Origin of the sequence: Billgrantia lactosivorans, from assembly GCF_003254665.1 — a bacterium.
GTDB lineage: Bacteria > Pseudomonadota > Gammaproteobacteria > Pseudomonadales > Halomonadaceae > Halomonas > Halomonas lactosivorans.
In genome coordinates this window covers 934152-956407 of sequence record NZ_QHGY01000001.1, presented here as the reverse complement: position 1 = coordinate 956407, position 22256 = coordinate 934152, and the positions used below count along the sequence as shown (strand labels likewise).

Below are 22256 nucleotides of genomic sequence, written 5' to 3'. Positions count from 1 at the left end.
CATGGAATCGTTCGTACGCTTTCACGACCAGCACCCGCCGGAGGCGGCGGGTTCGCTCTACGAGGAGCTGCTGGCGGGGCTCAGCGCCACCCCCAAGCACACCTCCCCCAAGTTCTTCTACGATCGCCGCGGCTCGGAGCTGTTCGACGCCATCTGCCGGCAACCCGAGTACTATCCGACCCGCACCGAGGAGGCGATCCTGCGCGATGCCGCCCCCGCCATCGCCGAGGTGGCCGGCCGCGACGCCACCCTGATCGAGCTGGGCAGCGGCGCCAGCCGCAAGGTGCGCCTGCTGCTCGAGGCGCTGCATCCGGCCTGCTACCTGGGCGTGGACATCTCCCGCGACTTCCTGCTCGACAGCACCCGGCGGCTGGCCATGGACTACCCCTGGCTCGAGGTTCACGCCGCCTGCGCCGATTTCTCTCGCCCCATGGCCTGGCCGGAGGGGCTGTCGGGCGAACGACCGGTGGCCTTCTTTCCCGGTTCGAGCATCGGCAACTTCACCCCCGAGGAAGCCGAGGCGTTCCTCGAGGGGCTGACCGCGCTGCTGCCGCCGGGCGGGGGGCTGCTCGTCGGCGTCGACCTGATCAAGGACCGGGCGATCCTCGATGCCGCCTACAACGACGCGGCCGGGGTCACCGCGGCCTTCAACCTGAACCTGCTGCAGCGCCTGCGCGACGAGTTCGCGGCCGAGGTGGAGCCGCGGGGGTTTCGTCATCACGCCTTCTACAACGAGGCCGACTCACGCATCGAGATGCACCTGGTGAGCCGCAACGACCAGGCCATCCACGTGGCAGGGGAGCGGATCGACTTCGGCCAGGGCGAGAGCCTGCATACCGAGAACTCCTACAAGTACAGCGTCGCCGGCTTTCGCGAGCTGGCCGGCCGCGCCGGCTTCGAGCCGCGGGCCCACTGGACCGACCCTGACGGCCTGTTCTGCATCCATTACCTGGAGCGCGCGGCCTGATGGCCACGGCGGGAATCCGGTCTATGCTGCATGACAGAACCACGCTGGAAACAGAGGGCCCGCCATGACCATGATTGCGATCCAGGACGCCTCCCGATCCGAGGTGTCCCCCTTCGTCGACCGCATCGTCGACGAAGCCGTGCGCCAGGCCGAGACGCATGGCTGGAGAGGGGTGCGCCTCTCCGAAGTGGCGCGCAGCCTCGAGCTGCCGATGTCCGTGGTGCTGGAGCGCTTTCGCGACATGGACGACGTGGCCAACGCCTGGTTCCAGCGCGGCTGGCGCGCCATGCTGGCCACCAAGCCCGATACCTTCGACGACTGGCCGGAGCGCGTGCGTATCGAGCACTGCCTGCAGGCCTGGTTCGATACCTACGCGGCGCACCGTCGGGTGACCCTGCAGATGCTCCGGACCAAGGCGCACCTGCCGCATCCGCACACCTGGGTGCCGATGGTCTTCGACCTGTCGCGGACCGTCCAGTGGCTGCGCGAGGCGGCGCGCCTCGAGGCGCGCTACGGCACCCGGCGCGCCCAGGTGGAGGAAGTGGCGCTGACCAGCCTGTTCCTGGCGGCACTGGCGGTATGGTCCTCCGACACCAGCGAAGGCCAGCGCCGCACCCGGCGCTTCATCGAGAAGCGTCTCAAGCACGGCGAGAGCTGGATGAAGTGGGTGCCGGGCGTGGCCCACCGGCGCCATCACGCCGAGGCCCAGCTCTAGGCAAGTGCCAGAGGGGAGGTGCCGGCGGCGGAAAAGGGGCTAGGCGAAGGGCGCGACCCGGCCGGGAGGGGCTCGGCCGAGTTCAGCGTACCTGCTGCAGGATCCGCCGTGCGCGGTTGAGCAGCAAGCCGCCGGCCGCAAGCCGCCTGACCACGCGTAGCACCGAGTTGGGGTGGCGTGCGCCGCCGACCAGCAGGATGCCACCGGCCAGGTACACCAACCCGCGGTATTGCTTGAGGCGCTGCCAGCCCGCATCGAGGGAAGCGGAGGCGTGCTGCCAGCGCTCGGCTTCGACCAGGATGTCGATGCGCTGCTGCTCGATCGCCGCCAGCAGTTCGGCCTTGCGCTGCGCGCGAGACGGCCCTGGGGTACGCTCACTGTCGCGACGTGTCACGCTGCTCCCCCACCAGGTGGCGGTCCAGCGCGAGCTGGGCCAGGGTCTCCTTGAGCAGGGTGTGGCGCCGGGCCTGGCGCAGCCCCAGCAGGGCGATGACGAGGCCGCTTCCCAGCAGCAGCAGGGCGCTGATGCCGATCGCGGCCAGGCGGTGGGTATCCCAGAACAGCACCACCACCAGCAGCGTGAGCATGCCCAGCCCCAGCAACAGCAGCACCAGGCTCAAGCCCAGCAGCAGCAGCAGAGTGACGAGCCGCGCACGCTCCTCCTCGAGTTCCAGCACGGCGAGACGCAGGCGCGTCTCGCCGGTGGCCACCAGGCTTGCCAGCAGGCGCCTGGCGATGACGAACAGGCGTTGAACCGGTCCTTCACTGGACGCCATCAGCGACGCCCGATGAGCATACCGATGACCACGCCCACCGCGGCGCCGATGCCGATGCTGGTCCAGGGGTTGTCGTGCACGTAGCGGTCGCAGGCATCGGCCTGGTGGTGCAGGGTGTCGCGGGCTTCGCCGTAGAGCCGTTCGCCACGGGCCTCGAGGCGTGCCCGGGTCTCCTTCAGCCGCTTCTCGGCGCGCTCGCGCAGCTCCTTGATGTTGCTGCGCGAATCGTCGGCGGTGGCACTCACCAGTTCCTCGATGGTGTGGCTCAACTGGTGCAGGTCTTCCTTCAATTGCCGTGTGGTTTCGTCGACATGCGGTGTGCGAGAGGCCATGAAAGTCTTCCTTTGACGGGGGATTACAGGCTCAGCATAGCATTAGCGACTGCGACTTCAACGTCGCTTCGCTGCGTCGTCGAGCGGAATCAATCGGGGAACGTGTCGTCGTTGCCCGAGAAGATCGGATTGAGGCTGAAGCCGATGCCGATGCGCTGGGTACGGTGGTCGTAGTCGATCATGCTGTCGCCGTAGCCGTAGAAATACTGCACATGGCCACGGATGTTGCCGAACAGCGGCCACGAATAGTCCACCCGGGTCCCCATGTGGCCGGCGCTGGGGTTGCCGTGCCACTCCAGGCTCACCTCGCTGTCGCCGAGCCGCCGGGCGACGCCGACGGTGCCGTAGCCCATGTAGCGCTCGATGTCGGGGTTGTCGTCGTCGCCTTCGGACTCGGGAACGCGCCAGTGGGGCGACACGCTGACCAGCCAGTCGTCGTTGATGAAGGTCGATTCCAGGATCACCCGGTTCCAGCTGCGCGACATGTCGCCCGAGCGCCCGTTGGACTCGTGATTGAAGCCCAGCCGATTGTTGATGTTGGTCCAGCCCAGCAACGACCAGCGATTCTCGAAGTCGATGAAGACCTCCGGCTCGTAGTTGGTCTCGCGGAACGGCGCCGAGGAATCGGCGTTGTAGGCCTGCCACCAGCTGCGCTGGGTATAGGCGAAGTAGAGATCGCCACCGTAATCGCCGAAGAGACGCTCGATCAGGTTGAACTTGGCGCTGAACTGGAACTTGACCTCGGCGCGGTCCGGGGTCCCGTCCCGGTCGACGTCGCCGAAGACCTCCTGGTTGGGGCGGCGGTCGTAATTCAGCGGCAGCAGGTAGTTGCGCCGGTGCGTGGTGATGGCAAAGGGGTTGAGCGACGATTCCCGCTCGAGCTGACGGCGTTCCTCCACCGGCTCGAGCTCCTGCTCCGAGGCGATGGTGACGACCTCGCTGAGCCCCAGGCGGCCTTCACCGGACTGCAGCCGATCCTCGGTCAACTGCTGGCGCAGCGAGTCCATCTCCTGGCCGAGTGCCTCGATGCGCGCTTCGATCGCCGCGCGCTCCGCAGCGGTGAGCGGGCCTTCCTGGGCCAGGACGGTACCGGCGGCCCCGGCCAGCAGCAACGCGAGAACAGCCTGGGAAGTCGAACGACGAAGCATCATGGCGGCGGGACCGAAGGAAGGGTGGATGAACGCTGTTTCTAACACGTCCGGGCCTCAAGTCAACCATGCGCCTGCCTTTCGCCTGCTGCGGATCCAGGTGCACCGCAGGCCCCGAACCCGGTTTAGTTCAGGCTTCCCATTGCCTTGCGCTGCCGTGGGACCGAGAATCGACACGAAGCCGCGAGATCACGCCGACCGAGGGCTAGTGTGAACGAATTGCCTTTTCCAGTGTTCCATCGTCGATACCGGGCCGGCCACGCGGCGCGGCGCGTTTCCGTCTGGTGCGTCCTGCTGCTGCTGTTGCCGTTGCTGCTGGCCGGGGGGCGCGTCGCGGCCGAGGAACACCTGCCCGATCGTGAGGCGGTGGAGGAACGCCTGGCCGAGCTGCGCCCCGAGGAGGGCGTGAGCGTATCCGACGCCGAGCAGCGCGATATCGACGCCCTGGAGGCGACGCTGAGCGCCCTAGAGGAGCTGAAGGGGGTCGAGGAGCGGCTCGAGGCCCTGGAACAGCGGCTGGAGGAGGCTCCCGCCGAACTGCTGCGCCTGGAGCGGGAGATCCTCGAGGAGGAGGAGGCGGCGCTCGATCGCTCCATCGCCGAGCTCGACGATGTGCCGCTGGAGGAGCTGGAGTATCGCAGGCAGGAGGCGGTGTTCGAACTGCAGCAGCAGCAGGACCGCCTGGCCGACGTCAACGCCCAGCTGCTTTCCGCCCAGACCCTGCCGGAGCGCGCCCAGCAGTCCATCGCCGAGGCGATGCAGGCTGCCGAGCGCGCGCGCCGCTCGCTCGATGCGCTGGAGGGGCAGGGGGCCAGCGACGATTCGCCCCAGCTCTGGCAGCTCGAGGTCGAGCGTCTCCTGGCCGAGCGCACGCTGCGCCTGCGCCAGCGCGAGCTGGGCAGCAACACCCGGCTGCGCGAACTGGCCCAGCAGCGCCGCGACCTGCTGACCCAGCAGATTGCACGTCAGGAAGCCGAGCTGACCCTGCTGCAGAGCGTGATCGATCGTCAGCGCCGCTTGGCCACGGAGCAGGCGATCGCCGATGCCGCGCGAGACGACCCGCTGCTCGAAGCCGGCCACCCGGTGCTCGAGCGCGCCCAGAAGGCCAACCGCGAGCTCAGCCTCGAGCTGCTGCGGGCCAACGACCGTCACAACGGGCTGGTGCGCGAGAGCCTGGCGATTCGCAGCCAGCTCGATCACGTGCGCCAGCTGGAGCGCAGCCTCAACGAACAGATCGAGGCGATTCGCGGCAGCCTGTTGCTGTCGCGCATCCTGCGCGAGCAGCGCCGCTCCCTGCCCCAGGTCGATGCCAGGCGCAACCTGCAGGACGAGATCGCCGACCTGCGCCTGCGCCAGTTCGACCTGGTGCGCCAGCGTGACGCCCTGCGCCAGAGCGAACGCCTGGCCAACCAGCGCCTCGAGGAGGCCGGCGTCGAGGTCAGCGAGGCACTGGTGGAATCGCTGCAGGGGCTCTACCACTCGCGCCGCCAGTTGGTCGACCAGCTCGAGCAGACCTACGGCAGCCTGCTGAGCACGGCCATCGAACTGCAGCTCAACCAGCAAGAGCTGCTCGATACCTCGCATGAGCTGCGCACCACCATCGACGAGCAGCTGTTCTGGATCGCCAACACCCGCCCGCTGGATCTGGCCTGGTTCCGCAATCTTCCCGCCAACCTGGCCGCCGAATGGCAGCAGGGCGAGTGGCGCGAGGTGCTGCCGGTACACTGGCGCACCCCTGGTGCCGAGGCCCTGACGGGAGCCCCCTTCGTGCTGGCGGCGGTTGTGCTGCTGGGGCTGCGGCGCCGCATACAGCGCCGGCTGGCCGCGCTGCACGACCAGATCGGCCGGCTGCGCAGCGACTCCCAGGCGCATACCCCGCTCGCGGTCGGGCTCAACGCCCTGCTGGCCTTGCCCGGGCCGCTGACCCTGGCCGGCCTGGGTTTCTCCTTGGACGCCATCGGAGACGGCATTGCCTCGGGCCTGGGACAGGCCTTCCTGCACCTGGCGCTGGCCTGGGGCTTCCTCGCCTGGTCGCGGCGCCTGCTGGTGCGCGACGGGGTGGCGACCAAGCACTTCTATTGGCCATCGGGTTATGTCGCGCGCTTGCGCTGGCTGCTTGGCTGGCTCGGCGTGGCGCTGGTCCCCGTGCTGCTGATCTCCGCCCTGGCCCGCGACGGCGAGATCAGCCTGACCACGCGGCCCATCGCGCTGACACTGCTGCTGGCCGGGCTGCTGGCCATGAGCGTGCTGCTCGCACGCTTGATCCTGGCCCATACGCCGTTCTTCGGCGTCAAGCTGTTCCGCCTGATCCTCGGGCTGTTGATGGCCGCCGTGCCGCTGGTGCTGGTGGGGCTGATCGTTTCCGGCTTCGAGTACACCGCGCTGAGCCTGATCGGCCGCTTCGTCATCACCCTCTATCTGCTGGCCATGTGGATCCTGGTCGAGGCGTCGGTGGTGCGTGGCCTGGCGGTGGCGGCTCGCCGGCTGGCCTTCAGGCGTGCGCTGATAAGGCGGCGTACCCAGGCCCAGGAGGGTGCCGAGGGGGGGCTCGAAGTGGTAGAGGAACCGCCGCTGGACATGGAACAGATCAACCAGCAGTCGCTGCGCCTCTCCAAGCTGTTCCTGCTGATCGGCTTTGCCGTGCTGCTCTATCTGGTATGGTCCGATCAGCTCACGGTACTGGGCTATCTGAACGATGTCGCGATCTGGGACGCAGGGGAAGAGGGCGGCTCGGATCTCGTCACCAGCGCGCTGTCGGTGGCCGATATCTTCACCGCGGTACTGATCTTCGTCCTGACCCTGGTCATGGCGCGCAACCTGCCGGGCCTGCTCGAGGTGATGGTGCTGTCGCGGCTGGAACTCAAGCAGGGCAGCGCCTATGCCATCTCGACACTGCTCTCCTACACCATCGTCGGCACCGGGCTGGTGGGGGCGCTGGCCACCCTGGGCGTGGCCTGGAGCCAACTGCAGTGGCTGGTGGCGGCGTTGGGTGTGGGCCTGGGCTTCGGCCTGCAGGAGATATTCGCCAATTTCGTCTCGGGTTTGATCATCCTGTTCGAGCGGCCGGTGCGCATCGGCGACACCATCACCCTGGGCAACCTGACCGGCACGGTGAGCAAGATCCGTATCCGTGCTACCACGGTGACCGACTTCGATCGCAAGGAGATCATCATCCCCAACAAGACCTTCATCACCGACCAGCTGATCAACTGGTCGCTGTCGGACACCATCACCCGGGTCGTCCTCACCTTCGGCGTCGCCTACGGTTCGGACCAGCGCCTGGTCCACCGCCTGCTGCGCCAGGTCGCCGACGAGAACCTGCGAGTGCTGAACGACCCCGAACCCCAGGTCTTCTTCATGAACTACGGCGAGAGCACGCTCACCTTCGAGCTGCGGGTATTCGTCAACTCGCTAGGCGACCGGCTCTTCGCCACCGACGAAATCAACTGCCGGGTCGGCGAGCTGTTTGCCGAGCACGACATCGACATCGCCTTCAACCAGCTCGATGTCTGGCTGCACCGCGCCGACGGCGAGACGAAGCGCAAGGTGCAGACGCTGACGCCCTCGGACGACCGCGGGGAGTCGTTCCCGCCCCCCGGGGCGGGGGGCGACCCCGGCGATATCGAGATCGGCGGGGGTGGGGACGACGCCGGCCGCTGAGGCCGTCAGCGTTTCACCGCGTGCAGCAGGAACTCCCGGTTGCCATCGCCACCGGTGAGGGGGCTCTCCCGCCAGTGGCGAATCGCCAGCCCCAGCTCGGCGCAGCAGGTGCCAAGGGCGCTCTCCACTTCGCCGTAGCGCTGCGGGTCGGTCACGATGCCGCGCGCGTTGACCCCGCCCGGCCCCACCTCGAACTGCGGCTTGACCAGGCTCAGCAGCTCGCCACCGGGGCGCAGCAGGGCGGCGATCTGCGGCAGGATCAGCGTCTGCGAGATGAACGAGACGTCCATCACTGTCACGTCGGGGGCCGTGTCGCCCTGGGCCGCCAGCGCCTCGTGCAGGCGCGGCTCGTCCGCCATGGCACGGGCGTTGAGCCCCTCGAGGCAGGTCACGCGTGGGTCGCCGCGCAGTTCGGGGTCGAGCTGGCCGTGGCCCACTTCGACGCCGATCACATGGCGCGCGCCGAAGGCCAGGGCGCAGTCGGTGAAGCCGCCGGTGGACTGGCCCACGTCGAGCACCAGCTTGCCTTCCAGCGCCATGCCCAGGGCCTCGATGAGCGCCTCGAGCTTGAGGCCGGCGCGTGACACGTAGCGCTCCTCGGGATCCTCGCTCACGGCAAGGCGGGTCTGCTCGGGCAGCTTCTCCCCCGGCTTGCGCAGCACGCGGCCGCTCTCCGCCAGGCTCACCCGGCCATGGCGGATGAGCCGCTGGGCGCGCGTGCGCGAACGGGCCAGGCCCTGGGAAACGAGCAGTTGGTCGAGGCGGGGCATGGGGCGACTCCGACGGCCGGAAGCGGGGCAGCCATTATGGCATAATCGTTTCGTTAGCCGGTTAACAGAAGGGAGTCGCGTGGATCGAAGCGAAGGACAAGCGCTGGCCCGGTCGCTGGCCATCGGCGCCGTGGGCGGGCTGGTGTTCCAGCTCGTCGGCCTGCCGCTGGCCTGGATGCTGGGGCCGCTGACGGCCAACCTGGTGGTCTCGGCGAAGGGGGTCGACGTGCGCGTGCCCGAGCCGCTGCGCGAGGTGTTCCTCGGCGTGCTCGGCCTGGTGCTGGGTAGCCAGGTGACGCCACAGCTGGCCGAGCGGGTACTCGACTGGCCGCTCTCCGCCATGCTGCTGCTGCTTGGGGTGGCCGCTTCCACGGCGGCCGCGGCGGCCTGGTACCGTCGCTGCGGCTTCGACCCGGTGAGTGCCTGGTTCGCCTCGGCGCCCGGGGCGCTGACGGCGATGATCCTGATGGGGGAGAAGGCCGGCGGCGACCCGCGGCGCATCGCCATCGCCCAGTCGCTGCGGGTGGTGCTGGTGGTGATGATCCTGCCACCGCTGTTCTGGTTCTTCGAGGGCGCCAGCGGTGCCGACGTGGCTGCCGCGGTGGACCGCGAACTCGCAGCGCCGTGGATGCTGCTGGCATTGCCGCTGCTGTTGCCGCTGGGGCGGCGCCTGCGCCTCCCCAGCCCCACGCTGCTCGCGCCACTGCTCTTCGCCGGCCTGCTGTCCGGTTTCGGCCTTGCCAGCCTGAGCCTGCCGGAGTGGGGCATGAACCTGATGCTGTGGGTGCTCGGCTGCGCCATCGGCGCGCGCTTTCGCGGGCTATCCTCGGCGCGGCTGGGGCGCTACGTCGGCGAGGCCTTCGTCGCCACCCTGGTCGCGCTGGCGGTGCTTGCCGGCTTTGCCGAGCTGATTCATCGGCTGCTTGATGTGCCGCGGGATGTGGCGCTGCTGGCGCTGGCTCCCGGCGGCATCGGCGAGATGGCGATCCTGGCGGTGGCGCTGGATCTCGACCCCGTCTTCGTCGCCTTTCATCACCTGCTGCGCATGGTGGCGCTGATGCTGTTCGCCCCGTTCTGGGCGCGCTGGCTGCTGGGCCGGCCCGCTCAGTAGTCCCGCGGGCGTGGCCCGGCATCGGCCTGGAAATCCGCCGCGGGTATGCGATCGGCCCCCCAGCTGCGATGCACGTACTGGGTCACCCGGTCGAGTTCTTCCTGGGTGATCCGGGCCAGCTCGCCGCGCTCCAGCGGGTCGTAGTGGAAGATGTAGAGGCGCGAGGCGAACTGCTCGAAGGGCAGGGAGGCCTCGCCGAAGCGCTCGCCGTTGCCGTCGGTGCTGACCTGCACGCCATCGCCCCAGTCCTGCCCGCTGTCGTTGTTGGGGTTGTAGAAGTAGACCCGCATCACCTCCGACGGGTCCAGCGACACGCGCAGGATGGTGATGGCGTGCCAGCCGATGAAGCGTGCCGCGCTGTCGGTCACGGCGATGCCTGCCGGCTGCGGGTGGATCAGCGGCTGGTTGCCGTTGTAGTAGGGGTGGTAGCTGGCATAGAAGTGGCGCAGGAAAGTCTCCAGCTCCTCCAGCTGGCCGGTGGCGACATCGACGTTGATGCGGAAGCCGCGGCCCGACCACCAGCCGTGGAACTCGGGGTTGACCCAGCGGTGCGGATCGCCCTCGCGGCCGATGCAGCGCCGCCCCATTTCGGCGTAGATGCGGTCCAGGTGCGGCACCACGATCAGCGATACCGGGTCGAGGTCCATGGGCAGGCTCTGGGCCACCCCGCCGATGCTCTCCCTCGAGGAGACGGGCTGGCCCTCGAAGTGCATGACGATCTCGTCGTCGCGGGCCGCCCAGGCCACCATCTGCAGCAGGTAGTCCGGGTCGTTGTAGGCCCACATGGAGAGTGCCCGCGCCGACTGGCAGGTGGGGTTGTTGCCCTGGCCCACCCCCAGCGGCAGGCCGAGCATGCACAGCACGCCCTCCAGCAGCCGCGCCCGCGGCGATACGGTGTCGCCGAAGGCCAGGCTCAGGCGCTGCTGGGACCATTCCGACAGCGACAGCCCCAGTTGCCGCCACATGGCCGGCGCCACCGGGGGCTGGTAGAGAATGCCGCGCTCCAGCATCAGGGTCAGGCCGTAGACGGCCTGCGGCGTGGCCGGGTGCACCGCGCTGCGGATCAGGGCGCGAGCCAGTTCGCGATAGCAGAGCAGGCAGTCGCGCCCGGTCGACGAGAGGCCCAGCGCCTCGGCCAGCAGGTGATCGCCGTGGTCGAGCAGATGGCGCAGCAGCACCGGGTGATAGGGCGACACCAGCCCGGTGTCGTGCATGGCGCGGGCAAAGCCGGTGGCCTCGCCCTGCAGGGCGGCATTGTCCATGCTCGCCAGCCGCTCGCGATAGACCTCGAGGCCGGGGTCCTCCCGGCACGCCCGCGTCGGCCCGTAGAGCGAGCTCACCAGGCGATCGGCGCCCTGGCCGCTGGCGCCCAGGTCGATGTCGGGGTCGGCCTGGCAGATGGCGATCTGGGTGATCATCTGCTTGACCGAATCCACCTGGATCGGCCGCTGCTGCAGGATGCGCCAGATCTCCTCGATCAACTTGTCGATGATGTGCTCGTAGCCGATGCGCTCGGCCAGGTGGTGGAACAGCTGGCGGGGAATCCGCGCCAGCCGCCCCTGGGTCTCCCGCTCGGCCTCGCTGGGGGCACTGAACAGCAGCCAGAGGTTGATCGCCAGGACCTGGGTCAGGTAGTGATGGGCCTGCTCGGCGGAGACCTGCGGGTGGGCATAGCCGCCCTTGGCCACCGCCAGGAGGCGCAGCTCGCTCAACGCCTCGATCACCACGGTATTGGCATCCGTGCTCTTCAGCGCATAGGTGGTCAGCGAAGGCAGCAGGTACTGCGGCGTGGCCCAATCGGAGCCGAGGAACACGCCGGCCTCCTCGAGCGCCTGGGCACGCGCCTCCAGGGCGGCGGCGCCACCGGGCTGGAGCAGCACGCGGCGCGCCGTATCCAGCACGCGAGGCAGCTTGCCCGGCTTGGCGAAGTCGCGCGCCTCGCCGAGCATCCGGGCGGCTTCGTCGAGGTTTGCCAACAGCCCGCGGAGCTTGTCATCGTCCGCTGGCGGATTGGCCTCTTGCGTGTGCCGATTCGTGGTCACGCGGACTCCTTGTGATCGGGCTGTCGTGCCATGACGCCCTGATCAGACGTAGAAATCAAGCTCTTCCTGATGCTTCAGCAGCTCTCTCAGCCGGTGCGGGTCGTCACCCTTGAAGTAGATCAGCCCCCAGTGGGTGCCGAAGGCGGTGCGCTTGGTCACGGTCTCCTCCAGCGGCGAAGTGAGCTCGTGGGATTCGAAGTAGGGGTCTTCCTCGATCTCCTCGGGAATCTCCAGGCGGCTGACCACCCGACGCCGCGGATAGACGCCGAAGCAGCCGGCGTAGCACTTGGCATCCTCCACCTCCCGGGGGAAGAAGGCCTTGACCTCCTCGGGGGTGCTCCGGGGGTCGAACACCAGCATGCTGGCCTGGTAGGCGTTGAAGCCGTAGACCCGCTCGAGCAGTTCGAACACCTTGAAGCCGGGTGGGCGGTAGGCGACCTCGCCGAAGTACATCTCGCCGTCGCTGGTGACGAAGTACTCGGGGTGGATCAGGCCGAAGTCGATGTCGAAGGCCTTGATCAGCTTCTCGATCTGGGCCGTGATCTGGGGACGGTACTGCTCCAGCTCCGGTGAGGCGGGAACGAACACCGAGTATCCCAGGGTGACGTACTCCGAGATGTTGAGGAAGGCGATCTTGCCGTCGTGGATCCACGCCTCCACGGCGAACTCCCAGCCGTCCAGGTGCGACTCCATCAGCACCGGGAACTCCTCGTCGGGAATGGTATCGACCTCGTCGGGCGTGCGGATCACCCGGTGCCCCAGGCAACCGGCCTTGTCGAAGGCCTTGAGGTGGATGGGGTCGTTGGGATCGCCGTCGAGCTTGAGCAGGGTCTGGTTGACGCGCTTGAGGAAGCGGATGACATCCCCCTTGTCGTGGGCCTCCTCGAAGATGCCCACGCGAATGCCGCCAAGCTGGGCGCGGCGTTTCATCAGCGCCTTGTCGCGCAGCAGCAGCGACTGGCCGTAGAGACGCGGGTTGTCGAGCAGCAGCGAGTTGATCGCGCCGGCCCATTCGACGGTTTCCTCGAACAGGGGGATCGCCACGTCCACACCCATCTCCTGCAGGGTTTCGGCGATCTCCATCGAGCGATCGTTGAGCCGCTCGAAGTTCCACGAGATGTGGGGAATGTCGTGTTTCTGGCAGTATTCCTCCGCCCATTCCGGCGCCACCACGATATAGCGGCGGTCGAAATTCTCGGCGGCCTCGATGGCGTTGAGGCTCCAGCCAAGCAGGGCGATGTAGCCCTTGTTGGGATCCTTGTTCATGGTCTGCCCCTCCTGAGCGTTCGTTGGACGTGTCGTTGTTTCTCGCTTTTCTTTACCCTACACGAAATATCAACGTTTCACATGATCGCATCTCCGCTCGCCTTCGAGTGCGCTTGCTGGCCCGTTCGGCCGCTGGTATAGTGCTCGCGCACTCGGCAAGCCATTGATGCAGGCCGGGTTCGATGCCCCCCAGGCATCGTGTCGTGGTGGCCCCGTCGGTCCTCCCGCAACGCTAAACCGCAAACCCCGCCAGGCCCGGAAGGGAGCAACGGTAGTGGTGGCCGCGTGTGCCGGGATGTGGCTGTCGGGGCCGCCTCCATTTCGGCCCCGAGTCCTTGGTCGGCTCCCCCCTGGCCGAGCCGTATGTGCCGGCTCCTCTCCCTGGCACTATCCCCGCTGGCCCTATCCCCGCTGGCCCTATCTTCGCGACCCCGACCCCGGTCGGCGCGCTGCCGTGACCCTCCTTCGCCCTGCGTGCCTGGTTCGCCGCCACTCGGCTCGGTCGCTCGCGTGGCAATCGCGCCTGGGGCGTGGCTTATTCGACCTTGGTGGCGTTAGACTTTGGTGTTAATATGCAGCGCAGCAAAGCCCTTGCGAGAGGAAGTGCACCATGCCGATCGACACCACGCCCAACGCCGGTATCCAGCGCAGCCTGCGGCAGTGCCTGTCGAGCGCCGCCTTCCTGCTCTACCAGCACGGCCACGTGCTGGAGACCATCACCATTCCCTTCCGCGGGCTCGACAGCCGCGCCCTGCGCCAGCTGCGCGAGGCCTCCCAGGAGTGGCGCGCCTGCCAGCGCGTGCTCGAGAGCAGCGAGGCGGCCGTCTACAACGAGCAGGGGCGCCTGGTGCTGACCGCCATGGGCCGCGAGCTGCTGTTCGACATGTTCGGCGAGGGCGCGGCGGACTGCGCCTGAGTCCGAGCCCGGCGTGACGAGCAAGCGGGGAGGCCGAGTGGCCTCCCCGCTGCGTTTGGCGCCCACGCCCCCGAGCGTGGCGCACGGCGACGCCGGCTCGCCAGTCAGCCGTGCGGCTGCGTCTGCGGCTGGTTGCCCAGGTGCTTGCGCAGGAAGTGGCGGGTGCGTTCGTGGTCGGGGTGGGTGAAGAGGTGAGCGGGGGTGTTCTCCTCGACCACCACGCCGCCGTCCATGAACATGGCCCAGTCGGACACGTCGCGGGCGAAGGCCATCTCGTGGGTCACGATGAGCATGGTCATGTGCTCTTCGGCGAGGCGCTTCATGACCTGGTTGACCTCCTCCACCAGCTCGGGATCGAGCGCCGAGGTCGCCTCGTCGAAGAGCATGACCTTGGGACGCATGGCCAGGGCGCGAGCGATGGCGACGCGCTGCTTCTGACCGCCGGACAGGGCGCTGGGATAGACCGAGGCCTTGTCCGCCAGCCCCACCCGTTCCAGCAGCTCCATGCCCAGCTCCCGCGCGCTCCCGGCATCCATGCCCTTCAGCTTTCTCGGCGCCAGCGTCACGTTCTCCAGCGTCGAGAGGTGCGGGAACAGGTTGAAGTGCTGGAACACCATGCCCATGTTCTGGCGTATGTGGTTGATGTGCCGTTCGAAGGCGAGCCCCTTCAGGTCGGGTCGGTTGACCTGCACGCCGTCCAGCAGGATGCGGCCCTCGTCGATCTCCTCGAGGTTGTTGATGGAGCGCAGCAGGGTGCTCTTTCCCGACCCCGACGGGCCGATGATGGAGATGATCTTGCCGCGGTCGACCTTGAGGTCGATGCCCTTGAGCACCTCGAGGGCGCCGAAGCGTTTCTTGACCCCCTTGAGTTCGACCATCGGCGTGTCTGTCGCTGCTGTCATGGGTATTCCTCGTTATCGGCGGTTGGCGGCGCGGCGCTCGAACCAGTACTGCCCGCTTTCCATCAACACGTTGATCAGGTAGTAGATGGCGGCGATCGTGATATAGAACTCGAAAGGACGAAACGTCACGCTGATGGCGTACTGCGAGCGGTAGACCAGTTCGGCGATGCCGATGGCGGAGAGCACCGAGGTGTCCTTGACCATGATGATCATGTTGTTGCCGAGCTGGGGAACGGCCCGATAGAAGGCCTGTGGCAAAATGATGTAGAAGAGGGTGGCGAGATGCCCGAAGCCCAGCGACCGCGAGGCTTCGTACTGCCCGTGTGAGACCGACTTGATGGTGGCGATGAAGATGTCGGCGTTGTAGGCCATGTAGTGGAAGCCGAGGCCGAGGACGCCGACCGCGACGGCCGGGATCAGGATCCACTCCCCGATGCCGAAATAGAGGAAGTAGAGCTGCAGCAGCAGCGGAGTGGTCATGAACAGCCAGATGAAGAAGCGCAGCGGCCAGCTGACCGCCTTCCTGGTGAAGATGGAGATCACGGCGACGAGCTGGCCGCCGAGCACCGACAGCAGGGCGACCACAACGGCGATCAGCAGCGTGGCCCCGATGCCCCTGGCCAGGGTCGGGAAGTAGGTGATGACGGGACTGAAGTCGAATTCCATGGGGGCTACCTGTTGTTTTGTGGCCCGGAGCCGCTACAGAAAGGTGTAGCGCGTGGCGCGCCGGTAGAGCAGCTCGACGAGGCCCATCACCGCATAGATGATGACGATGTACATCAGCGCGCTCAGCGTGAAGACCTCCAGGGGCTTGTAGGTGGAGCCGATCAGCCGCTGGGCCTGGTAGGTCAGCTCGACCACCGAGATGATCGAGACCAGCGACGAATTCTTGATCAGGATGATGGCCAGCACGCCGATGGAGCGGATCATCAGGCCGGCCGCCTGGGGCAGGACGATGTGCTGGAGCGTGGCGAAGCGACCGAACCCCAGTGAGCGCGAGGCCTCGTTCTGTCCGCTGTCGACCGATTCGATGGCGCCGCGAATGGCCTCGCTCATGTAGGCGCCGATGTTGAAGGCGCCCACCACCACGCCGCAGGTGAAGGGGTCCATGCGCAGGCCGATCGCCGGCCCGCCGTAGAACACCAGCAGCAACTGGACGAAATAGGGCGTGCCGCGAACGACGCTGATGTAGCCGCGTGCCAGCCAGCGAAGCGGGAGGTGCCGGGAGGTTCGCAACACCACCAGCGCAGAGGCGATGAAGAAGCCGAAGAACAGGCCGCGAGCCGAAATATCGAGGGTGACCCAGGCCGCCTTCACCAGTAGCGGCGTGATGTCGATCATCAGGTTGATGTCCATGATCCCCTAGACTCTATAGTCGTGGTTCGGAAGGGTCCGGTTCAGCAGGGCTTGCGCCCTGCTGCGTCGCGGAGGGCTACTCGATCTCGACCCCTTCACCGATCCACTTGTCGACGATCGCCTGGTAGGTGCCGTCCTCCTTGATCTCGGCCAGCGCCGTGTTGAGGGCTTCCTTGAGCTCCGGCGTGTTCTTCTGGATGGCGATGGCGGCCGGCCAGCTGGGCAGCTCCCCGACATCGACCTGCTTGATGCCGATGTCCTCGTCGTTCAGCGCCACGTAGACGGGCACGTCGTCGGCCACCATGACGTCGATGCGCCCCGTGGTGAGCGCGTTGAGCATGTCGGGCAGGCCCTGGAAGGTCTGGTTGCGCCACTTGCCTTCGCCGTTCTCGGTGGCCCACTGATTGCCCGTCTCCCCCAGGGTGGAGCCGACGTTCTTGCCGGCGAAGTCGTCGATGCTGTTGACGTCGTCGGTGCCCTCCTGAACCCAGATGGAGAGCCCCGAGCGGTAGTAGCTGTCGGTGAAGTCGACGGCCTTCTCTCGCTCTTCCGTGACGCTCATGCTGCAGATGCAGGCATCGAAGCGGCCACCGGCCAGGGCGGCGACGATGCCGTTCCAGGGCGAGGTCTGGATATCGGCCTCGACCCCCATCCGCTCGGCCAGGGCTTCGGCGATATCGACGTCGAAGCCGACCAGGTTGCCGGACGTGTCGACATAGCTGAAGGGCGGGTAGGCGCCGGAATTGGCGACCTGGAAGACGTCGTCCTGAATCTCGGGCAGGTCCCTCGCCTGGGCCGGCAGGCTTGCCAGGCAGACGGCACCGAAAAGGGTGATGGCGCCGAGAAGGGGGCGATGGAAAGGTGTTGTTCGATTTGTCATGTCGTAGCCTGCTCAGTCTGGGTTGTTGTCGTGGGTGGCGTCACGACCCCTGTCGCGACGCGCCTCGTGGTACCTCGGTTCAGCAGCGGTTTCGGATCCTCGCGGTCAGTTACCTCCTTTCCATCGTCATATCTTCATATTCGACACTAACAAGCCTTCTCGTTGGCGTCACATGCGCTCGAGAATCACGGCCGTGCCCTGGCCACCCCCGATGCAGGCCGTGGCGCAACCGTAGCGGGCGCCGCGCTGGGCAAGAATGCGCGCCAGGGTGCCGGCCAGGCGCACGCCGGTGGCGCCCAGCGGATGGCCCAGCGCCAGGGCGCCGCCCCAGACGTTGACCCGCTCGGGGTCGAGCCCGAGCCGGCCCATGGCGTGAAGCGGCACGGCGGCGAAGGCCTCGTTGATCTCCCAGGCGTCGATCCGGGGGGCATCGAGCCCGGCCAGCGCCAGGGCCCGTTCGGCCGCTGCCGCGGCGCCTTCGCCCATGCGCTCCGGCACCACGCCGACGTCGGCGAAGGCGACGAGCCGGGCCAGCGGCGTGGCAGCGTGGCGCACGAGCGCGGCCGGCGACATCAGCACGGCGGCGGCGGCGCCGGAGGTCAGCGGCGAGCTGTTGCCGGCGGTGACCCGGCCGCCTTCGAGGAACACCGGGTCGAGCCCGGCGAGCCGCTCCGGGCTGGTGTCGGGGCGGACGTTGGCGTCGCGCACGATCGTCTCGCCGGCGGCGTTGGCCAGTGCCAGGCGCTCGCCGTCGAAGCGGCTCTCGGCCTCGGCGCGGGCGGCGCGGCGATGCGACTCGAGGGCGAAGGTGTCCATGGCATCGCGCTCGATCCCCGCCACCCGGGCCAGGCGCTCGGCGGTGAGGCCCATGTTCAGCACCACCTCCAGTTCGAGCCAGGCGGCGTCCCGCAGGGCGCCGGGAGCGGTCAGCACGCCTTGCTGGAACAGCGTGGGGCCCATCGGCACCCGGGTCATGTTCTCGTAGCCGCCGGCGATGGCCACGTCCACCGCGCCGGCCTGAATCTCGCGGGCGGCGCTGCGCAGGGCAGCGAGCCCCGAACCGCACTGCTGGTCGATCTGGCGGCTGGCGCACGCGCGGCCCTGCGGGCCCAGTCGGGAGAGCCACAGCGGATAGCGGCCGCCGAAGCTCCACTGCTCCTTGACCGGCAGTGCGCAGCCGACGCTGAGCTCCTCCACCGCGTCGGGGGCGAGGCCGCTGCGCTGGAGCAGGGCGTCGATCACCCGGGCGAGCAGGGCGTCTCCGCGTTCGTCGGCCCAGCCGTCCACCTCCGGCTTGCGCGGGTGGGCGCGGGTGAAGGCGCTGCGGGCGTAGTCGACCAGATAGACGTTCTTCATGCGTCGTCTCCCGTCGTGTCGGCCACTCCTGCCCAGCGGTGAAGGAACAGCGCATAGGTGGTCAGTACGTGGCGGATCGAGTCGATCTCCACGCATTCGTCGACGCCGTGGATACGCTTCGCCACCGGCCCGTAGCAGGTGCCGTTGATGGCGCCGCTGACGTGGAAGGCGCGCAGGTCGGTGGTGCAGGTGGAGAGGTAGGTCTTCGCTGGCTCGCCGAGCAGGTCGCGGTGGCAGCGCGAGAGCAGCTCGATGCCCGGCGCCTCGAGATCGACCAGGTGGCCCTCGGAGCGGAAGCCGTGGAACTCCACCCGCGGCGCGGGGCCGGCATCGCCCAGCTCGGCGTGGCGCGCGGCGATGCAGCGGCGCACGCGCGCCATCACCGCGTCGGGCGTCATGCCCGGCGGGAAGCCGACACGCCCCTCGAGGATGGCATGGGCGGGCACGCTGGAGGCCCAGTTGCCACCCTCGACCTTGCCGAGGCTGAGGTTGAAGGGGTGCTCGAGGGCGTCGTAGGGGGCCGGGCGTGGGCCGGCGTTGATCTCGGCCTCCAGCGCCTTGAAGGCGGGCAGGTAGTCGAGGATCGCCTCGATGGCGTTGCTGCCGGCACGGGTGTCGAGCACGTGGGCCGGCACGCCGTCCAGGCGCATGCGGAACCACAGCACGCCGACCTGGCCGGCGTAGATCTGCGCGCCGAAGGGCTCGGGGATCAGCACGAAGTCGCCGCTGTAGCCCTGGTGCAGGCAGGCCAGGGCACCGTTGCCGGTGCACTCTTCCTCGATCACGGTCTGCAGCGTCAGCGGGAAGTCGATGCTCTCGCCGGCCTCGCGCACCGCCTGCACGGCCATGACCATGGCGGCGATGCCGGCCTTCATGTCGCCGGCGCCGCGGCCGTAGAGCCAGCCGTCCTTCTGCCACGGCTCCCAGGGCGGGCGGGTCCACATGTCGATGGGTTCGGCGGGCACCACGTCGAGGTGACCGTTGAACACCAGGTGCGGCCCCGGGGCGTCGGCGTTGAGTCGGGCCACCAGGTTGTAGCGCCCCTGGCACTCCCACTCGACCGGGGCGCGGTGGGGGTGGCCGGCGAAGCCGGGGGCGTCCAGCGGCACCCGGATGGCCGGCAGGTCGAGGCGCGCGAACCAGCGCTCCATGGTCTCGAGGGCGCCGTGCTCACGGCCCAGCACGCTGTAGCCGCTCACCAGCTCGCGGGTCAGTGCCAGGGTGTCGTCCATCAGCGCCTCGCAGCGTGCGACGATGCGCTTCTCGGTGGCGGTGAGCATCAGAACCTCCCCAGTCGAGCGTCGTCGACGATCAGTTCAGCCTCGGTGGCTTCGCGCAGCGCGGCCACGCTCAGCCCCTCGGCGATATCCACCACGACCAGCCCGTCGGGCGTCACGTCCATCACCGCCTTGTCGGTGATGATCCGCGACACGCAGCGCTCGGCGGTCAGCGGCAGGCGGCAGCGCGTGAGAATCTTGGGGTTGCCGTGCTTGTCGTTGTGCGAGCAGAGGATCACCAGGCGCCTGACCTTCTGCGCCAGCTCCATGGCGCCGCCGATGCCCGGCGAGAACTTGCCGGGGATCTTCCAGTTGGCCAGGTTGCCCAGCTCGTCGACCTCGAAGGCGCCCATGAAGGTGACGTCGACCCGGCTGCGGCGAATCATGGCGAAGGACATGGCGCTGTCGAACACGCTGGCGCCGGGGCAGGTGGCGATGTAGGCGCCGCCGGAGTCGATCATGTCCCAGTCCGGCGGCTCGTCCTCGGCGCGTGGGCGACAGCCCAGCACGCCGTTCTCCGAATGCACCAGCACTTCCATCTCCGCCGGCAGGTGGTGAAACAGCTGGGTGGGCAGGCCGATGCCGAGGTTGACGATCTGCCCCGGGATCACCTCGCGGGCGGCCCGGGCGAGCATGCGCTGTGGATCAGCCGACATGGGCGCGCCTCCCCTGTTCGCTGGTCTCGCGAGCGACCTCCACCACCTGGCTGACGAAGGCGCAGGGGGTGTGGATTGCCTCCGGCGCCAGGCTGCCGGGCGCCTCGACCCGGTAGGCCTGGGCGATCACGATATCGGCGGCCATCGCCATCAGCGGGTTGAAGTTGCTGGCGGTGGCGCGGTAGATCAGGTTGCCGTAGCGGTCGGCGCGCTCGGCGTGGACCAGGGCGAAGTCGGCGTAGAGGGCCGGCTCGATGCCCCAGGTTCGGCCGTCCAGTTCGATCTCGCGGCGTCCGGCGGCGATCTCGGTGCCCTGGCCGATGTCGGTGAGGAAGCCGTGATGGCCGGCACCGGCGCTACGGATCTTCTCGGCCAGGATTCCCTGGGGAAATAGCCTCACCTCGAGTTCGCCGCGGTTCATCGCCGCGATGGCGTCGCGGTTGAGGCCGATGTGCGAGGTGACCAGGCGGCGCACGCGGCCGGCCGCGATCAGCCTGCCGATGCCGATGCCCGGCTCGTTGGCGTCGTTCTTGATCAGGGTGAGCTCGCGCTGCCCCTGGGCCAGCAGTTCGTCGATCAGGGCGAAGGGCGTGCCCGGCGAGCCGAAGCCGCCGACCATGATCGAGGCGCCGTCGGGAATGTCGGCAATGGCCGCTTCGATAGCGCGGTACTTGCGGTTGAGCAGCGTCATGAATGGGGCCTTCTCCCTCTGGCGATCAGTAGGTTGCCGCACCGGCAGGCGTCGCGGCGGCCAGCTCGCGGTCGAAACGGCGCATGGCGCGCTCGAGCCGGGCGAGCAGCTCGGCGGTGTCGGCGGCGTCGATGGTCAGCGGCGGGGTGACCAGGAAATGATCGCCGGCCACGCCGTCCAGCGTGCGTCGTGGATAGATCAGCAATCCCTCTTCCTTGGCCAGCGCGGTGATCCGGGCGAAGCGGTTCTGCTCGGCGGGGAAAGGCACCTTGGTTGCTGCGTCGGCGACCAGCTCCACGCCCCACAGCAGCCCCAGGCCGCGCACGTCGCCGACCCACGGGTAACGGGCCTGGAGCGCCCTGAGGCCGCGCTCCAGCTCGCCGCCGCGGGCGGCCACGTTGTCGAGCAGCCGCTCGCGGCGGATGGCCTCGATCACGGCGAACCCGGTGGCACAGGCCAGCGGGTTGCCGGCATAGGTGTGGCCGTGCTGGAAGCCGCCCGAAGCCATCACCGCCGCGACGATCTCGGCCCGCGCCAGCACTGCGCCGACCGGGTAGTAGCCGGCACCGAGCCCCTTGGCGGTGGCCAGCAGGTCGGGGGTCACGCCGTAGTGCTGGTAGGCGAACCAGGCGCCGGTGCGGCCGACGCCGGTGAGCACCTCGTCGAGGATCAGCAGGCAGCCGACCTCGTCGCACAGGGCGCGGATGCCCTCGAGGTAGTGCCGGTCGAGCCGTCGCGCGCCGGTGCTGGCCCCGCCCACCGGCTCGAGCACGAAGGCGACGATCGTCTCGGGGCCGGCAGCCTCGATGGCGGCACGGGTCTCGGCCAGCACCCGCTTCACATGAAGGGAGTCGTCGGCGTCGCCGTGGCGATAGAAGTCGGGCCCCGCCACCTTCAGCGAGCCGAGGGTGATATCGGCGAAGGGCGCTTCCAGCGGCTCGTAGCCGGTCACGCCCAGCGCTCCCAGGGTGCTGCCGTGATAGGAGGGGCGCAGCGAGACGAAGCGCCGACGCTGCGGTTCGCCCCTGGCGACGAAGTACTGGCGGGCCAGCTTGAGCGCCGACTCCACCGCCTCCGAGCCGCTGGAGACGAAAAACACCTTCTCGAGCTGCCGCTGCGTGAGCTCGACCAGGGCCCGGCCGAGCGCCACCGCGGGGGCGTTCTCGAACTGGGTGCGGTAGGTAAAGGCGACGCGGTCGAGCTGGGCGAGCATGGCGTCGCGAATGTCGTCGCGGCCGTGGCCGAGGTTGCAGGCGATCGCGCCGGAGCAGCCGTCGAGGTACTGCTTGCCGGTTTCGTCCCAGAGATAGACGCCCTTGGCGTGGCTGGCTTCGGGCAGGGCGGGGCCGGCCTGGTAGAACAGCGGCGATGGGTCCATGTCACACCCTCGGTTGTCGTTATGTGTGGGCGAACGGTTGTCAGCAGTCTACGTAGC

21 protein-coding genes and 1 other RNA gene are annotated in these 22256 nt (G+C 68.4%); 6 read left to right on the top strand and 16 right to left on the bottom strand.

Annotated elements, in window-relative coordinates; all coding sequences use genetic code 11:
- The first annotated feature begins 1 nt into the window (after position 1).
- A complete protein-coding gene (gene egtD / locus DIS04_RS04280; RefSeq protein WP_111412458.1) occupies positions 2-967 on the top strand; it encodes an L-histidine N(alpha)-methyltransferase in 966 nt (321 codons plus the stop codon).
- A gap of 64 nt (positions 968-1031) precedes the next feature.
- The gene (locus DIS04_RS04275; RefSeq protein WP_111412457.1) at positions 1032-1682 is read left to right on the top strand and encodes a TetR/AcrR family transcriptional regulator; all 651 of its coding nucleotides are present in this window, start codon (positions 1032-1034) and stop codon (positions 1680-1682) included.
- An 82-nt stretch (positions 1683-1764) separates the two neighbouring features.
- Here the strand turns inward: DIS04_RS04275 and DIS04_RS04270 are convergent, their stop codons facing one another.
- The 4 genes from DIS04_RS04270 to DIS04_RS04255 form a co-directional block, all read right to left on the bottom strand.
- Entirely contained in the window at positions 1765-2076 is a 312-nt protein-coding gene (locus DIS04_RS04270) for a YqjK-like family protein (protein WP_111412456.1), read from the bottom strand.
- The gene (locus DIS04_RS04265) at positions 2057-2458 is read right to left on the bottom strand and encodes a phage holin family protein (RefSeq protein WP_111412455.1); all 402 of its coding nucleotides are present in this window, start codon (positions 2456-2458) and stop codon (positions 2057-2059) included. The genes DIS04_RS04270 and DIS04_RS04265 overlap by 20 nt, the downstream gene beginning before the upstream one ends.
- Positions 2458-2790 (bottom strand): ElaB/YgaM/YqjD family protein, encoded by a 333-nt coding sequence (locus DIS04_RS04260; protein ID WP_111412454.1) that lies wholly within the window; start codon positions 2788-2790, stop codon positions 2458-2460. The genes DIS04_RS04265 and DIS04_RS04260 overlap by 1 nt, the downstream gene beginning before the upstream one ends.
- 89 nt (positions 2791-2879) lie before the next feature.
- Positions 2880-3941, bottom strand: a complete 1062-nt coding sequence (locus tag DIS04_RS04255; protein ID WP_245904475.1) for a phospholipase A — start codon at positions 3939-3941, stop codon at positions 2880-2882.
- Between the two features lie 228 nt (positions 3942-4169).
- Between DIS04_RS04255 and mscK the strand changes: the two genes are divergently transcribed.
- Positions 4170-7598, top strand: coding sequence for a mechanosensitive channel MscK (mscK, locus tag DIS04_RS04250; RefSeq protein WP_422667471.1), 3429 nt, complete (start codon positions 4170-4172; stop codon positions 7596-7598).
- Positions 7599-7603: 5 nt separating this feature from the next.
- Here mscK and DIS04_RS04245 read toward each other — a convergent pair whose 3' ends face one another.
- Positions 7604-8368 carry a TlyA family RNA methyltransferase gene (locus tag DIS04_RS04245; RefSeq protein WP_111412453.1) on the bottom strand — a complete coding sequence of 255 codons (765 nt, stop codon included), beginning with the start codon at positions 8366-8368 and terminating at the stop codon, positions 7604-7606.
- A gap of 79 nt (positions 8369-8447) precedes the next feature.
- On the opposite strand from DIS04_RS04245, the gene DIS04_RS04240 reads away from it, so the two are divergent.
- A complete protein-coding gene (locus DIS04_RS04240; protein ID WP_245904474.1) occupies positions 8448-9479 on the top strand; it encodes an AbrB family transcriptional regulator in 1032 nt (343 codons plus the stop codon).
- On the opposite strand, the gene DIS04_RS04235 is transcribed toward DIS04_RS04240, so the two are convergent.
- Both DIS04_RS04235 and DIS04_RS04230 read right to left on the bottom strand, forming a co-directional pair.
- Entirely contained in the window at positions 9473-11521 is a 2049-nt protein-coding gene (locus DIS04_RS04235; RefSeq protein ID WP_111412451.1) for a hypothetical protein, read from the bottom strand. The two genes, DIS04_RS04240 and DIS04_RS04235, sit on opposite strands and share 7 nt — an antisense overlap.
- A 42-nt stretch (positions 11522-11563) precedes the next feature.
- The gene (locus DIS04_RS04230) at positions 11564-12787 is read right to left on the bottom strand and encodes an ATP-grasp domain-containing protein (protein WP_111412450.1); all 1224 of its coding nucleotides are present in this window, start codon (positions 12785-12787) and stop codon (positions 11564-11566) included.
- 213 nt (positions 12788-13000) lie between these two features.
- Between DIS04_RS04230 and ffs the strand changes: the two genes are divergently transcribed.
- Both ffs and DIS04_RS04220 read left to right on the top strand, forming a co-directional pair.
- Positions 13001-13097: signal recognition particle sRNA small type (gene ffs, locus DIS04_RS04225), an RNA gene on the top strand.
- A gap of 300 nt (positions 13098-13397) precedes the next feature.
- Positions 13398-13703, top strand: a complete 306-nt coding sequence (locus tag DIS04_RS04220) for a hypothetical protein (protein WP_111412449.1) — start codon at positions 13398-13400, stop codon at positions 13701-13703.
- A 104-nt stretch (positions 13704-13807) separates the two neighbouring features.
- On the opposite strand, the gene DIS04_RS04215 is transcribed toward DIS04_RS04220, so the two are convergent.
- The 9 genes from DIS04_RS04215 to DIS04_RS04175 form a co-directional block, all read right to left on the bottom strand.
- The gene (locus DIS04_RS04215) at positions 13808-14605 is read right to left on the bottom strand and encodes an amino acid ABC transporter ATP-binding protein (RefSeq protein WP_340148161.1); all 798 of its coding nucleotides are present in this window, start codon (positions 14603-14605) and stop codon (positions 13808-13810) included.
- 12 nt (positions 14606-14617) lie between these two features.
- Positions 14618-15271, bottom strand: a complete 654-nt coding sequence (locus DIS04_RS04210; protein WP_111412447.1) for an amino acid ABC transporter permease — start codon at positions 15269-15271, stop codon at positions 14618-14620.
- A 33-nt stretch (positions 15272-15304) separates the two neighbouring features.
- The gene (locus tag DIS04_RS04205) at positions 15305-15961 is read right to left on the bottom strand and encodes an amino acid ABC transporter permease (protein WP_111412446.1); all 657 of its coding nucleotides are present in this window, start codon (positions 15959-15961) and stop codon (positions 15305-15307) included.
- A gap of 76 nt (positions 15962-16037) precedes the next feature.
- Entirely contained in the window at positions 16038-16841 is an 804-nt protein-coding gene (locus DIS04_RS04200; RefSeq protein ID WP_111412445.1) for a transporter substrate-binding domain-containing protein, read from the bottom strand.
- A 168-nt stretch (positions 16842-17009) separates the two neighbouring features.
- Positions 17010-18197: an acetyl-CoA C-acyltransferase gene (locus DIS04_RS04195; protein ID WP_111412444.1), complete on the bottom strand. Its 1188-nt coding sequence runs from the start codon at positions 18195-18197 to the stop codon at positions 17010-17012.
- Positions 18194-19477: an ArgE/DapE family deacylase gene (locus DIS04_RS04190; RefSeq protein ID WP_111412443.1), complete on the bottom strand. Its 1284-nt coding sequence runs from the start codon at positions 19475-19477 to the stop codon at positions 18194-18196. Before DIS04_RS04190 ends, DIS04_RS04195 begins: the two co-directional genes overlap by 4 nt.
- Positions 19477-20130, bottom strand: a complete 654-nt coding sequence (locus tag DIS04_RS04185) for a 3-oxoacid CoA-transferase subunit B (protein WP_111412442.1) — start codon at positions 20128-20130, stop codon at positions 19477-19479. The genes DIS04_RS04190 and DIS04_RS04185 overlap by 1 nt, the downstream gene beginning before the upstream one ends.
- Entirely contained in the window at positions 20120-20821 is a 702-nt protein-coding gene (locus DIS04_RS04180; RefSeq protein ID WP_111412441.1) for a CoA transferase subunit A, read from the bottom strand. Before DIS04_RS04180 ends, DIS04_RS04185 begins: the two co-directional genes overlap by 11 nt.
- A gap of 25 nt (positions 20822-20846) precedes the next feature.
- Positions 20847-22199, bottom strand: coding sequence for an aminotransferase family protein (locus tag DIS04_RS04175; RefSeq protein WP_111412440.1), 1353 nt, complete (start codon positions 22197-22199; stop codon positions 20847-20849).
- Between the last annotated feature and the right edge of the window lie 57 nt (positions 22200-22256).